The sequence below is a fragment of the Paracoccus kondratievae genome (genome assembly GCF_009301415.1).
Lineage (GTDB): Bacteria > Pseudomonadota > Alphaproteobacteria > Rhodobacterales > Rhodobacteraceae > Paracoccus > Paracoccus kondratievae.
Window position 1 is genome coordinate 48,387 of sequence record NZ_CP045074.1, and the last position, 14,251, is coordinate 62,637.

Below are 14,251 nucleotides of genomic sequence, written 5' to 3' on the forward strand. Positions count from 1 at the left end.
GCGGCCTGCGGAACCGATTGGGAGGACAAGAATGAAAGTATTTCTGTTGACCACTGCCTGTGCCATCTCGGTTTCGGGCGCGGCCATGGCCGAGAATATCGGCGTGAGCATGGCGTTGTTTGATGACAATTTCCTGACCGTCCTGCGCAATGGTATGCAGGAGCACGCCGCCTCGCTTGACGGGGTAACCATTCAGATTGACGACGCCCAGAATGATGTCGGCAAACAGCTGAACCAGATTGAGAATTTCGTTGCCTCGGGTGTCGATGCGATCATCGTGAACCCGGTCGACACCGATGCGACCGTGGCGATGAGCGCGGCGGCCCAGAATGCCGGTATCCCGCTGGTCTTTGTGAACCGTCAGCCGGTCAACCTGGACAGCCTGCCGGAAAATCAGGCTTTTGTGGCCTCGGACGAAAAGGAATCCGGCACGCTTGAGACGCAGGAAATCTGCCGCCTTCTCAAGGAACAGGGCAAGACCGAGGCCCGGGCCGTGATCCTGATGGGCGAGCTGTCGAACCAGGCGGCACGGATGCGCACGCAGGACATCAAGGACGTGATCGCCACGCCCGAATGCAGCTTTATTACCATCGCCCAGGAACAGACCGCCAACTGGCAGCGTACTGCCGCGACCGATCTTGTCACCAACTGGCTGTCGGCCGGGACCGAGTTTGACGCGATCATCTCGAACAATGACGAGATGGCGATCGGCGCCATTCAGGCACTGAAAGCGGCTGGCCGCTCGATGGATGATGTGGTGATCGGCGGTATCGACGCGACTCAGGATGCGCTGGCGGCGATGAAGGCTGGCGATCTTGATGTAACGGTTTTTCAGGATGCGGCGGGGCAGGGTGCCGGTGCGGTTGATACCGCGCTGAAGCTCGCCCGCGGCGAAAAGGTCGATCAAAAGGTCTATATCCCGTTCCAGCTTGTTACGCCGCAGAACGTGGACGGGTTCCTTTCCAAGAACTGATGCTTGCGGCGGGGCGGCGCCGGTTTTGCGCGCCCGCCCCGTCCGACCATGCAAGAAGGGGGAAAGGTCGATGCTTGACCGCACCAACGCCTGGCAGGGCGAATATATCCTGGAAGTGGATAATATCACCAAGGAATTTCCCGGTGTTAAGGCTTTGGACGGGGTGCAGCTGCGCATCCGTCCGGGCACTGTCCATGCGCTGATGGGCGAAAACGGGGCCGGTAAATCGACGCTGATGAAGATTATCGCCGGCGTCTATACCCCTGACGGTGGCGAGGTGCGCTTTGCCGGCCAGCCGCTGAATGTCAGGACGCCTCTTGATGCGCTGAACTCGGGCATCGCCATGATCCATCAGGAACTGAACCTGATGAACTGGATGACGGTGGCCGAGAATATCTGGATCCGGCGCGAGCCTTTGAACCGGCTCGGTCTTGTCGATCATGGCCGCATGCGGCAGATGACGGCGGACCTGCTTGGACGGCTCAACATCCGTTTGGACCCTGATCAGCAAGTCAGCGAACTGACCGTCGCGCAAAAGCAGATGGTCGAGATCGCCAAGGCCGTCAGCTACAACTCGGACGTGCTGATCATGGACGAGCCGACCAGCGCCATCACCGAAGCCGAGGTCGAGCATCTTTTCCAGATCATCCGCGACCTGAAATCGCGCGGTATCGGCATCGTCTACATCACCCACAAGATGAACGAGCTGTTCGAGATTGCGGATGAATTCACCGTATTCCGCGACGGCAAATATGTCGGCACCCATGCCAGCGCCGATGTGACCCGCGACGACATCATCCGCATGATGGTCGGGCGCGAGATCACCGATATGTTCCCCAAGGTCGATTGCCCCATCGGCGACACCGTCCTTGAGGTGCGCAACCTGACCCTGCCGGGCGTGTTCGATGATGTCAGCTTTCACGTCCGCGCGGGCGAGATCTTGGGCATCGCCGGGCTTGTCGGCTCGAAACGCTCGAATGTGGCCGAGGCGATCTTTGGGGTTCATCCCGCGCCCATCGGCGACATTCTGATCGACGGGCGGCATGTACGCATCACCTGCCCATCGGACGCGATGGCGCATGGCATGGCCTTCCTGACCGAGGACCGCAAAGAGACGGGCTGTTTCCTGATCCTCGACTGTCTTGAAAACATCCAGTCGGCGCTGATCACCCGCAACCACGTCAAAAACGGCTTTATCGACCGCAAGACCATCACCGCAAAGGCCGAGGAAATGGCGCGCAAGCTGCGGGTCAAGACCCCAAGTCTGCACGAAACGGTCGAGAACCTGTCGGGCGGCAACCAGCAGAAACTGCTGATCGCGCGCTGGCTGCTGACCGAGCCGCGCATCCTGATCCTTGATGAGCCGACGCGCGGGATCGACGTGGGCGCGAAATCCGAGATCCACCGCCTGATCACCAATCTGGCCGCACAGGGCGTGGCCGTCATCATGATCTCGTCGGAAATGCCCGAAGTGCTGGGCATGAGCGACCGCATCATGGTCATGCATGAAGGTCATGTGTCGGGCTTTCTCGACCGGGCCGAGGCTGATCAGGTCAAGATCATGTCGCTGGCCGCCAAGTAACAAGAGGACACCATGTCAGACGCAAGCATGGCCACGCCGCAGCGCCGGCACCGCCCGATGATGGCGGAATTAAACATCCTTCTGGTTCTGGTCGGGATCTGCCTGACCTTTGAAATTCTGGGCTGGATCACACAGGGTCAGTCGTTTCTGGGCAACTGGCAACGGCTCTCTATCATGATCCTGCAGGTTTCGGTGGTGGGCATCATCGCCATCGGGGTGACGCAGGTCATCATCTCGGGTGGGATCGACCTGTCCTCGGGCTCGATCGTCGGGGCAACCGCGATGATTTCAATGAGCCTTGCACAGGCTGCCGGATATGAACGCGCGGTCTATCCCGACCTGACGGGTCTGCCGGTGATCATCCCGGTCGCGGTCGGTCTGTTGTTCGGCCTGATCTGCGGCATGATCAACGGTGCACTGATCGCCTATACCAAGATCCCGCCTTTCATCGCCACCCTGGGCATGATGGTGACGGCGCGCGGCTTTGCCAAATGGTACACCAAGGGTCAGCCGATCAGCTTTCCCTCGGACGGCTTTGCGGCCATCGGCCGGGGCATGATGCCGGTGTTCATCTTTCTTGCGGTGTCGCTGATCTTTCACATTGCGCTGCGCTATACCCGCTATGGCAAGTTCACCTATGCGATCGGTGCAAACCCGCAGGCCGCCCGCGTCTCGGGCATCAATGTCGAACGTCAGCTGGTGCGCATCTATGCCATCGCCGGGCTGTTGTCGGCGCTGGCGGGGATCGTGGTTGCGGCGCGCGGCCTGACGGCACAGGCCGGCATGGGTACGATGTACGAACTTGACGCCATCGCCATGGCCGTGATCGGCGGCGTGTCGCTGACCGGCGGGCGCGGTTCGATCCTGGGCACGATGATCGGCATGGTGATCTTTGGCGTCATCATCTCGGGTTTCACCTTCCTGCGGCTCGACGCCTACTATCAGGAAATGATCAAGGGCGTGATCATCGTCGCGGCGGTCGTCGCCGACGTCTATCGCCAGAAAAAACGCAAAAAAGTCTGAGGGAGGGGCAATGATGAAAAGCCTGACCGCAATGGCGCTGATCCTTGGGCTGACCTCTCCGGCATGGGCCGGAGAGACCCGGATCGGGGTCGCCATGACCAGCTTTGACAACCCGTTCCTGACCATCCTGCTGAACGGCATCAAGGATCAGGCGGGCAAGGACGGCGCCGAACTGATCCTTGAGGATGCGCAGCTTGACGTTGCCCGCCAGCAAAATCAGGTCCAGAACTTTATCGCCAATGGCGTCGATGCGATCATCGTCAATGCCGTCGATGGCGCGGCGACCCCGGCGATGACGCAGGCGGCCGTCGATGCGGGCGTGCCGCTGGTCTATGTGAACCACCCGCCGATCAACCACGAAGCCCTGCCCGAAGGGACCAGCTTTGTCGGCTCGAATGAGATCGAAAGCGGCACCATGCAAACGCGCGAGGTCTGCAAGCTGCTGGGCGGCAAGGGCAATGTGCTGGTGCTGATGGGTCCCTTGGAAAACGAGGCTTCGGCCGTCCGCACCCGCGATATCGAAGAGGTGATCGCCACTCCGGAATGTTCGGGGATGCAGATCGTCGACAAGCAGGTCGGCAACTGGAACCGCACGCAAGGTCAGGACATCACGACCAACTGGCTAAGCTCGGGCGTCGCCTTTGATGCGATCATCTCGAACAATGATGAGATGGCGATCGGCGCAATTCAGTCGCTCAAGGCTGCGGGCGTCGCCATGGAAAAGGTCGTCGTCGCCGGTATCGACGCAACGCCCGACGGGCTGGCGGCGATGCGGGCCGGGGATCTGGACGTGACCGTCTATCAAAACGCCACCCGTCAGGGTGAGGTCGCCGTCCAGACAGCCTTGGCCATGGCCCGTGGCGAAAAGCCTGAACGCAACATCTGGGTGCCCTTCGAACCCGTCACCCCCGAGAATATCTCGAACTACGAGTAACCAGCATGACCGCAACGCAAAAGTCACTCGGTGTCGCCCTGATCGGCACCGGGTTCATGGGAAAGTGCCATGCGATGGCCTGGCGCAATCTGGCCACGGCCTTTGGCGGCATGCCGCCCCGGCTTGAGGTTCTGGCCGATACGCCGGCCGAACGGGCGGCGGAACTCGCCTCGGCCTTTGGCTTCGCACGCGGTACCGGCGACTGGCGCGCGGCGGTGACCGATCCGGCGGTCGATGTCGTCTCGATCACCACGCCGAACGGGATGCACCGCGAGATGGCCGAGGCGGCGCTGGCCGCTGGCAAGCATGTCTGGCTGGAAAAGCCGATGGCCCTGACCGTCGAGGATGCCGAGGCGATGGAGACTGCCGCCCGTGCCGCAGGCCGGGTAACGATCCTTGGGTATAACTACACCCGCTCGCCCGCGTTCCGCGCTGCCGCTGATCTGGTGGCGCAGGGTGCGATTGGCCGTCCGATCCATTTCCGGGGCGTCTATGACGAAGATTACATGGCCGACCCCGAGCTGCCCTGGAGCTGGCGGCTGACCCGGGCCGAGGGCGGTCTTGGCGCGCTGGGGGATCTTGGCTGCCATCTGGTCTCGGTCATGCTTGCGCTGATGGGGCCGGTCGCGCGTGTGCAGGCGCAGATGGATACGGTCGTGACCGAACGCCCGCATCAGGGCGGTACCGCCACGGTCGAGAATGAGGATCAGGCACAGGCGCTGATCCGCTTTGCCTCGGGCGCCTCGGGCGAATTTTCATGCTCGCGGGTGGCGCGTGGCTATCGCTGCCGTCTTGCGTGGGAGGTGCAGGGCACCGAAGGCACGCTGCGTTTCGATCAGGAGCGGATGAATGAACTGTGGCTTTATCAGCCCGGGCAGGCCGAGACCGACGGTTTCCGCCGCATCCTGACAGGTCCGGCGCAGCCTGGCTTTGCCGCCTTCTGTCCCGCCGCGGGCCATAACTTTGGCTTTAACGAACAGAAGGTGGTCGAGGCCGAGATGCTGCGTCAGGCCATTGCCGGCGGCATCCCCGCATGGCCCGATTTCACCGCCGGTCTGACGATCGAGCGGATCATTCACGGTATGGCGCGCTCGGCCCGCACCGGCCAGCCCGTCTTATTCTGAGGACGTCATGAAAATTGCCATCGACCCCTTCATGCACCGCCATCTGCCGCTGGAGCAGATCCCGGCCAAGGTCAAAGAGCTTGGCTTTGACTGGATCGAACTGTCCCCGCGTGGCGACTTTCTGGAATGGTTCAAGGCCCCGCGCGTCTTTCCCGACCGCATCAGGACACTGAAAAAGGCACTGAAAGATGCGGATGTCGGCATCGCCAGCCTGCTGCCCATGTATCGTTGGGCCAGCAATGACGAGACCGAGCGGCAGGCCGCCGTCCGCCATTGGAAGCGCGCCATCGAAATCGCCGTCGAGCTGGGCGTAGATACCATGAACAGCGAATTCGGCCGCGGCCCGCATCCCGACAAGGGCTCGTGCTACTGCTGCCATACCGGCAGCATGATCGAAGCGTGTGAGGATGCCTGGTGGCGCTCGATGGACGAGCTGGTCCCGGTCCTTGAACGTGAAGGGATCAGCCTCAACATCGAGCCCCACCCCGAGGACTGGTGTGAGACGCTGCAACCCGCGCTTGATATCATCCGCACGGTGAACAGCCCGCGTGTCCGGTTCCTGTATTGCGCGCCCCATACGTTCTATTTCGGCGATGACACCCGGGCGATGCTGCGCGAGGCTGCCGATGTGCTGGCTCATGTCCATGTCGGCGACACCTTCAACCATCGCGCCAGCTCCGGTCTGCGCTACATCATGAACCCGCCCGGGGCCCAGGCGCGTATCCACCAGCATCTTGATATCGGTCAGGGCGAGGTGCCCTGGGACGACTTTTTCGCCACTCTGGCCGAGATCGGTTTTGACGGCATCATGACCGCCTGCGTCTTTGCCTGGGAAGACCGCGCAGACGAATCCGGCAAGTTCATGCGCCGTGAAATGCAGCGCTACATCGACACCTATTGGAGCAAATGACAATGACCCTGAAGATCGGAGTGATCGGCACCGGCGCCATCGGCCAGGACCATACCCGGCGCATCAATGAGGTGCTTGCCGGCGCGCGGGTCACGGCGCTGAATGATGTCAACCGCGCCAATGCCGAAACCTGCCAGCGCCAATATGCGCCCGAAGCGCGCATCTTTGACGACCCCCATGCGCTGATCCGCGACGCGGATGTCGATGCGGTCCTGGTTTGCTCCTGGGGCCAGACGCATGAGGAATATGTCCTGGCCGCCGTCGCTGCCGGCAAGCCCTGTTTTTGTGAAAAGCCGCTGGCCACCACCGCAGAAGGTGCGCGCCGCATCGTCGAGGCCGAACAGGCTGCTGGCAAGCGGCTGGTGCAGGTCGGCTTCATGCGTCGCTATGACCCGGGCTATGTCGCGCTGAAAAAGGCGGTCAGCGAGGTCACCGGCGCGCCTTTGATGGTTCATGCCGCGCATCGCAACCCGCGGGTGGGTGAAAACTATGTTACGCCCATGGCGATCCATGACACGCTGATCCATGAAATCGACGTGCTGCGCTGGCTGCTTGATGACGATTACACCAGCGCCCGCGTTTTCTTTCCGCGCAAGAGCCCGCGCGCCCATGAAAAACTGCGCGATCCTCAGGTCGTGGTGCTGGAAACCGCAGGCGGCGTGGTGATCGACGTCGAGATCTTTGTGAACTGCCACTACGGTTACGACATCCAGTGCGAGATCGTGGGCGAGGACGGCATCGCCCGCCTGCCCGAGCCGATGGGCATTCAGACCCGTTCGGGTGCGGTGCTGGGCCAGCCGATCCTGATGGATTGGAAGGATCGCTTTATCGACAGCTATGATTATGAACTGGCCGATTTCCTGAAAGCAGCCGCGCAGGGTACCGCAGCAGGGCCGACCGCATGGGATGGCTATGTCGCCGCCGTGACCGCCGATGCCTGTGTCGCCGCGCAAGAGGCCGAGGGTCAGGCGGTCAGCATCGACCTGCCCGCTCGTCCCTCTCTTTACGCCTGAGGTCCGGTCATGCGCTTTGCCCTGAACCATATCGTCGCTCCGCGTCTGTCGCTGGCGCAGTTCTTTGCCCTTGCACGCAAGCTTGACTGCTCCGAGGTCGAGATCCGCAACGACCTGCCCGATGTGACTGGCAAGAACCCGGCCGAGGTCGGGCGGCTGGCAGGTGATGCCGGCCTGACCATCCTGTCGGTCAACGCGCTTTACCCCTTTAACCGGTGGAGCGACGATCTGGCCAGCCGCGCCGGGCGTCTGGCAGATTTCGCGGCCGGGGCAGGGGCCAGGGCGCTGGTGCTTTGCCCGCTGAACGATGGCTCCCCGATCGCGCATTCCCGCACGGTCGAGGCACTGGACAGGCTGCGCGAAATCCTGCAGCCTCGCGGCCTGACCGGGCTGGTCGAGCCACTGGGCTTTCCGCAAAGCTCGCTCAGGCGCAAGGCCGATGCCATAGCCGCGATCACCGAGGCCGGAGGGTTCGAGGCGTTCGGCCTGCTGCATGACACCTTCCACCATCATCTGGCGGGGGAAACCGAATTTTTTCCCCATCGCACCGGGCTTGTGCATATCTCGGGCGTGACCGATCCGGCCCTTGCGGCCGATCAGATGCTTGACCCACATCGCGTGCTTGTCGATGGCGACGACCGGCTTGAAAATGTGGCGCAGCTGCGCGCGCTGCTGGCTGATGGCTATGACGGTCCGGTCAGCTTTGAACCCTTCGCGCCCGAGGTTCACGCCCTTGATGATATCGAGACGGCGCTGCGCGAAAGCATGGCGCTGGTGCGGCAGGCAGTTGGCCAGGCTCAGGAGGCAGGGGCATGACGCATCGTCTTGACATTATCACGATTGGCCGCAGTTCAGTTGATCTTTATGGCGCTCAGGTCGGCGGGCGGCTTGAGGACATGCGCTCCTTTAACAAATATATCGGCGGGTCTCCGACGAATATGGCCTGCGGCACGGCGCGTCTGGGGCTGCGCTCGGCGCTGATCACCCGGGTCGGTGATGAGCATATGGGCCGCTTTATCCGCGAGGAACTCATACGCGAGGGTGTCGATGTGCGCGGGGTCAAAACCGACCCCGAGCGGCTGACGGCGCTGGTCCTGCTGGGCATTCGCGACGAAGAGCAGTTCCCGCTGATCTTTTATCGCGAGAATTGCGCCGATATGGCGCTGAGCGAAGAAGACATTGACGAAGCCTTTGTCGCCGAGGCCCGTTCGGTCGTCGCGACCGGCACCCATCTGAGCCACCCGCGCACCGAGGCTGCGGTGCTCAGGGCGCTGCGGCTGGCACGTCAGCACGGGGGGCAGACGGCGCTGGATATCGACTATCGCCCGAACCTCTGGGGTCTTTCGGGTCATGGCGACGGCGAGAACCGCTTTATCGCAAGCGACAAGGTAACGGCCAAGCTGCAGGCCCATCTGCCGCTGTTCGATCTGATCGTCGGCACCGAGGAGGAATTCCACATCGCCGGTGGCTCGACCGACACGCTGACGGCGCTGCGCGCGGTGCGTGCACTGACGCCGGCGGTGCTGGTGTGCAAGCGCGGCGCGGCCGGAGCGGTGGCCTTTGAAGGCGCGGTCGAGGGCTGGGACAGCGGCGTGACCGGTCCGGGCTTTCCGGTCGAGGTCTTTAACGTCCTTGGTGCGGGCGACGGGTTCATGTCGGGTCTGCTCAAAGGCTGGCTTGATGGCGAAAACTGGTCACGGGCGCTGGAATATGCCAATGCCTGCGGGGCCTTTGCGGTCAGCCGCCATGGCTGCACCCCGGCCTATCCAAGTCTTGATGAGCTGAAGTTCTTTCTTAAGCGCGGTATACGCGAGCGGGCGCTGCGCAAGGACGCAGAGCTGGAGCGGGTCCATCGCGCCACCAATCTGCCGCCGCTTGAAGGCGATATCCGCGCCTTTGCCTTTGACCACCGTATCCAGCTTGAAGAGCTGGAGGGCGCGACGCCCGAACGGATCGGTGCCTTCAAGCAGCTTTGCCTGAAGGCGGCACTGGAGGTGCAGGGCGGCCGTCCTGGCTATGGTATCCTTTGCGACGACCGTCTGGGCCGGCAGGCGCTGCATGCATCGGCAGGTACCGGGCTTTGGGTCGGGCGGCCCTGCGAATGGCCGGGCTCGCGTCCCCTGCGGCTTGAGCCCGATCTGGGCGCGGCCTGTCAGGGGCTGTCGGAATGGCCTGCGGGTCAGGTGGTCAAGGTGCTGTGCTTTTGCCACCCGGACGACGATGCTGCGATGCGTGCCGATCAGGAGGCGACCATTACCCGGCTTTACGAGGCGGCCAGGGCCAATGATCTGGAGTTCCTGCTGGAGGTCATCCCCTCGAAGGTCGGGCCGGTCGATGACGGCACCACGGCGACGCTGATCCGGCGCTGGTATGAGATCGGGGTCTATCCCGACTGGTGGAAGCTTGAGCCTTTGCAAAGCGATGCTGCCTGGCAGCAGGCGGTCGCAGTGATTGAGGAATATGATCCCTGGCTGCGCGGCATCGTCGTGCTGGGGCTGGACGCCCCTGAGGGTGAGCTTGCGGCCAGTTTTGCCAAGGCGGCGCAATATCCGCTGGTTCGCGGCTTTGCTGTCGGGCGGACGATCTTTGGCTCGGTGGCGCGCGACTGGCTTGTCGGGCGTTGCGACGATGCCGGGGCGGTAGCCGAAATGGTCAGTCGCTATGGGCGGCTTTGCGCGCTTTGGGATCAGGCCCGGACGGGCGCCGGGGTCGCTGCATGAGCGGGGTGAGGCGCGGCTGCAGGGGAGGGGCTCTGCCCCTCTTGGCCTGCGGCCAATTCACCCCGGGATATTTGGGCACGAAAGAAGCAGACAGGGCGCGCGCCATGGGCACGGGTCCGCGCCAAGGAGAGAAGGCATGAGCGAGACGATCCGGCTGACCGCAGCCCAGGCCATGGCGCGCTGGCTGTCGGTGCAGATGACCGAAGAGGGCGAGCGTTTCATCGAGGGTGTCTGGGCGATCTTTGGTCATGGCAATGTGGCGGGCCTTGGTGAGGCGCTGCATGGCATCGGCGACGCGCTGCCGACCTGGCGCGGCCAGAACGAACAGACCATGGCACATGCTGCCATCGCCTATGCCAAGGCCAAGAAGCGACGTCGTGCCATGGCGGTCACAAGCTCGATCGGGCCGGGGGCAACCAATATGGTCACTGCAGCCGCGCTGGCCCATGTCAACCGCCTGCCCGTGCTGTTCATTCCCGGCGATGTCTTTGCGGGGCGTCGTCCTGATCCGGTGTTGCAGCAGGTCGAGGATTTTGACGATGGCACGGTCAGCGCCAATGACTGTTTCCGCCCGGTCAGCCGCTATTTCGACCGTATCCAGCGTCCTGAGCAGCTGTTGACTGCTTTGCCGCGCGCGCTGCGGGTGATGACTGATCCGGCAAATTGCGGGCCGGTCACGCTGGCCTTTTGTCAGGACGTGCAGGCCGAGGCTTTTGACTGGCCGCTGGGGTTCTTTGAGCCGAAAGTCTGGCATATCCGCCGGCCTGAACCCGATGCGGGTGAACTGGCCGAAGTTACGGAGCTGATCCGTGCTGCGCGTGCGCCGGTGTTCGTCTGTGGGGGTGGGGTGATTTATTCGGGGGCAGAGGCGGTGCTGGCGGATTTTGCCTCGCATCACGGTATCCCGGTGATCGAGACCCAGGCCGGCAAATCGGCTTTGGCCCAGGCGCATCCGATGAACTATGGCGCTGTCGGTGTCGATGGTTCGGCGGCGGCGAATGCGCTGGCGGCCGAGGCGGATCTGGTTATCGGCATCGGCACCCGGTTTCAGGATTTCACCACTGGCTCCTGGGCGCTTTTTGCCAATCCTGCCCGACGCCTGGTATCGATCAACGTTCAGCCCTATGACGCGGGCAAGCATGGCGCGACCGCTCTGGTCGCGGATGCGAAGGTCGCGCTGGAGAAGCTGGGCGCGCTGCTTGGCGATTATCGCGCCGGCAACGCCGATCCCAGGCTGCGCGCTGATTGGCTTGCGGCGGTCGATGCCCATTGCGCCGCACCTGCCGAGGGGAATGCGCTGCCGACCGATGCTCAGGTCATCGGCGCGGTTCAGCGTGCGGCACCCGAAGCAATCGCCATGTGCGCGGCTGGCACCATGCCCGGGGCGCTGAAGCTGCTGTGGCAACCCTCGCAGGGCGGTTATCATATGGAGTACGGCTATTCCTGCATGGGCTATGAGATTGCCGGGGCCATGGGGTTGAAGCTTGCTTTGCCCGACCGCGAGGTGGTCTGCTTTGTCGGGGATGGCAGCTATATGATGGCCAACAGCGAGTTGGCGACGGCTGTGATGCTGAAGGTGCCATTTACCGTCGTGCTGACCGATAACCGTGGCTACGGCTGCATCAACCGGCTGCAGATCGCCTGCGGGGGTGAAGAGTTCAACAACATGTATGTGGACTGCAATGTCGAAGAGCAGCCGCAGATCGACTTTGTCGCCCATGCTGCCTCGATGGGGGCACATGCGGTGAAGGCGCAGGGGATCAGTGATCTTGAGGCCCAGATCGCTGCGGCACGCGGGCGCAACATTCCCACGGTCATCGTTATCGACACCACCGCCGAGCCCGGCCCCGGCGATGGTCTTGCCGGTGCAGGTCACTGGTGGGACGTCGCCGTCCCCGAGGTCGGAGCATCTGACAAGCTTAGGGCGGCGCGCGAACAATATGAAACCTGGCTGCAAAAACAGCAGATTGCGAACTGAGGTTTACAGGAATGATCCTTTTCGGCACCAACCCCATCGCCTGGGCCAATGACGATGACCAGCGCATCGGCGCCCATATCCCGACCGAGCAGATCCTGCGTGAAGCGGGCCAGATCATCGGCTTTGACGGGATCGAGAATGGCCATCGCTGGCCCGATGATCCGGTCGCGCTCAAGGAGCTTCTGGGCAGCTATGGGCTGAAGTTCATCTCGGGCTGGTATTCGACCTCGCTGCTGACCCGCTCGGTCGGTGAAGAGATCGCGGCGGTGCAGGGGCATCTGGCCAAGCTCAAGGCCAATGGCTGCAGGGTCTGCATCGTCTGCGAATGCTCGAATACCGTTCACGGCAGCCCTGACACCCCGGTCAATGCCCGCCCGCGCCTGTCGGACGCTGAGATGGCCGGGTTCGGCCGCAAGATGGAAGAGTTCGCCCGCTATCTGGCAGATGAAGGCATCACGCTGGCCTATCACCACCACATGGGCACCGTGGTCGAGAGCCCTGAAGAGATCGACGCCTTCATGGCTGCGACCGGTCCGGCAACGCATCTGCTGTTTGATACGGGGCATTGCACCTTTGGCGGTGGTGATCCCGAGGCGGTCCTGCGTAAACATGTCGCCCGTGTTGCGCATTTCCACGCCAAGAACATCCGTCGCCCGGTGACCGAAGCCGTACGCGCCGAGGATATGAGCTTTATTCAGGGCGTTCTGGCCGGGGCCTTTACGGTGCCGGGCGATCCCGAAGGCGCGATTGACTTTCAGCCGTTGCTGCGCATCCTTGCCGAGGCCGGCTATGGCGGCTGGCTGGTGATCGAGGCCGAACAGGACCCCGAAAAGCGCAACCCGCTGGAATATCAGTCGATGGGGCTGAGGGCGCTTAAGGACATGGCGCAGGCCGCCGGGCTGCACTAGACTCGGGGCCATGCTGGTCGATCCGAAACACCCGTTTTTCCGCCCCCTCTGGGTCCGTGTCCTTTGTGCCCTGCTGCCTCTGCTTTGGGCTGGGGTCGAGCTGTCTACCGGCTCGATCTTCTGGACAATCCTGTTCGGGGCGGCGGGGATCTATCTTTTCGTGACGCTTTTTCTGAACCGCGGCGAGGACAGATGAAACTCTTGCGTAAACCGGCCGGCCAGCACGGTCTTGTCCACCATATCACCCCCGAAAATGCGGGCTGGTCCTATGTCGGCTTTGATCTGTGGCGGCTTGAGCCGGGCGAGGTGGCCAGCGGCCAGACCGGTGGCAATGAAGCGATCCTTGTCATCGTCGAAGGCAAGGCCCGCGTCAGCGGCGCCGGTCAGGATTGGGGTGAGATGGGCGAGCGGATGGACGTCTTTGAAAAGACACCGCCCCATTGCCTGTATCTGCCCGATGGCAGCGAATGGAGGGCCGAGGCGACCACGCCGCTGACGCTGGCCGTCTGCCTGGCCCCCGGCAAGGGCGGTCATGCGCCCCGCCGTATCGGTCCCGAAGGCATCACCCTGACCCAGCGCGGACAGGGCGCGAATACCCGCTTTATCAACAATATCGCCATGGAGGCCGAAGATTGCTGCGACAGCCTTCTGGTTACCGAGGTCTTTACCCCGGATGGAAACTGGTCGAGCTATCCGCCGCATCGCCATGATGAAGATGACTTTCCCCGGATGACCTATCTTGAGGAAAGTTATTATCACCGGCTGAATCCGGCGCAGGGTTATGGCATCCAGCGCGTCTTTACCGATGATGGCAGCCTTGATGAGACCATGGCGGTCCAGAACCATGATGTGGTGCTGGTACCGCGTGGGCATCACCCCTGCGGCGTGCCCTATGGCTATGAGATGTATTACCTGAACGTCATGGCGGGACCGATCCGCAAATGGCGCTATGAGAATCATCCCGATCACGACTGGATCTGGCAGCGCGACAACGCCCCGAAAAATTGAACCGGGGTGTTTAGAGGACGCGGATATCCTCTCCTCCGCCGCGTTCTCTTGGCGAAACGCCGAAATAATCGGGCTGAT

General features: G+C 62.6%; 13 protein-coding genes. All 13 read left to right on the forward strand.

Features of this window, described 5'->3' with window-relative positions; translation table 11 throughout:
- Nucleotides 1-31: 31 nt before the first annotated feature.
- The gene (locus tag F8A10_RS19050; RefSeq protein ID WP_085502338.1) at nt 32-973 is read left to right on the forward strand and encodes a sugar ABC transporter substrate-binding protein; all 942 of its coding nucleotides are present in this window, start codon (nt 32-34) and stop codon (nt 971-973) included.
- 70 nt (nt 974-1,043) lie between these two features.
- Nucleotides 1,044-2,555 carry a sugar ABC transporter ATP-binding protein gene (locus F8A10_RS19055; protein WP_010395429.1) on the forward strand — a complete coding sequence of 504 codons (1,512 nt, stop codon included), beginning with the start codon at nt 1,044-1,046 and terminating at the stop codon, nt 2,553-2,555.
- Between the two features lie 12 nt (nt 2,556-2,567).
- On the forward strand, nt 2,568-3,578 hold the full coding sequence (locus tag F8A10_RS19060) for an ABC transporter permease (protein WP_010395428.1): 1,011 nt from the start codon (nt 2,568-2,570) through the stop codon (nt 3,576-3,578).
- A 10-nt stretch (nt 3,579-3,588) separates the two neighbouring features.
- Complete coding sequence (locus tag F8A10_RS19065; RefSeq protein WP_010395425.1) at nt 3,589-4,512, forward strand: sugar ABC transporter substrate-binding protein; 924 nt, start codon at nt 3,589-3,591, stop codon at nt 4,510-4,512.
- A 5-nt stretch (nt 4,513-4,517) separates the two neighbouring features.
- The gene (locus tag F8A10_RS19070) at nt 4,518-5,636 is read left to right on the forward strand and encodes a Gfo/Idh/MocA family protein (RefSeq protein ID WP_152368211.1); all 1,119 of its coding nucleotides are present in this window, start codon (nt 4,518-4,520) and stop codon (nt 5,634-5,636) included.
- Between the two features lie 7 nt (nt 5,637-5,643).
- A complete protein-coding gene (locus F8A10_RS19075) occupies nt 5,644-6,546 on the forward strand; it encodes a sugar phosphate isomerase/epimerase family protein (protein WP_152368212.1) in 903 nt (300 codons plus the stop codon).
- Nucleotides 6,547-6,548: 2 nt separating this feature from the next.
- Entirely contained in the window at nt 6,549-7,559 is a 1,011-nt protein-coding gene (locus F8A10_RS19080) for a Gfo/Idh/MocA family protein (RefSeq protein WP_085502340.1), read from the forward strand.
- A gap of 9 nt (nt 7,560-7,568) precedes the next feature.
- Entirely contained in the window at nt 7,569-8,375 is an 807-nt protein-coding gene (locus F8A10_RS19085) for a TIM barrel protein (RefSeq protein ID WP_152368213.1), read from the forward strand.
- Entirely contained in the window at nt 8,372-10,279 is a 1,908-nt protein-coding gene (locus tag F8A10_RS19090; RefSeq protein ID WP_152368214.1) for a bifunctional 5-dehydro-2-deoxygluconokinase/5-dehydro-2-deoxyphosphogluconate aldolase, read from the forward strand. Before F8A10_RS19085 ends, F8A10_RS19090 begins: the two co-directional genes overlap by 4 nt.
- 136 nt (nt 10,280-10,415) lie before the next feature.
- Nucleotides 10,416-12,257 carry a 3D-(3,5/4)-trihydroxycyclohexane-1,2-dione acylhydrolase (decyclizing) gene (iolD, locus tag F8A10_RS19095; protein WP_152368215.1) on the forward strand — a complete coding sequence of 614 codons (1,842 nt, stop codon included), beginning with the start codon at nt 10,416-10,418 and terminating at the stop codon, nt 12,255-12,257.
- A gap of 11 nt (nt 12,258-12,268) precedes the next feature.
- Nucleotides 12,269-13,165, forward strand: a complete 897-nt coding sequence (gene iolE, locus F8A10_RS19100; protein ID WP_085502344.1) for a myo-inosose-2 dehydratase — start codon at nt 12,269-12,271, stop codon at nt 13,163-13,165.
- 10 nt (nt 13,166-13,175) lie between these two features.
- Nucleotides 13,176-13,361 carry a hypothetical protein gene (locus F8A10_RS19105; protein WP_152368216.1) on the forward strand — a complete coding sequence of 62 codons (186 nt, stop codon included), beginning with the start codon at nt 13,176-13,178 and terminating at the stop codon, nt 13,359-13,361.
- Entirely contained in the window at nt 13,358-14,173 is an 816-nt protein-coding gene (gene iolB, locus F8A10_RS19110; RefSeq protein ID WP_152368217.1) for a 5-deoxy-glucuronate isomerase, read from the forward strand. Before F8A10_RS19105 ends, iolB begins: the two co-directional genes overlap by 4 nt.
- Nucleotides 14,174-14,251: the final 78 nt, after the last annotated feature.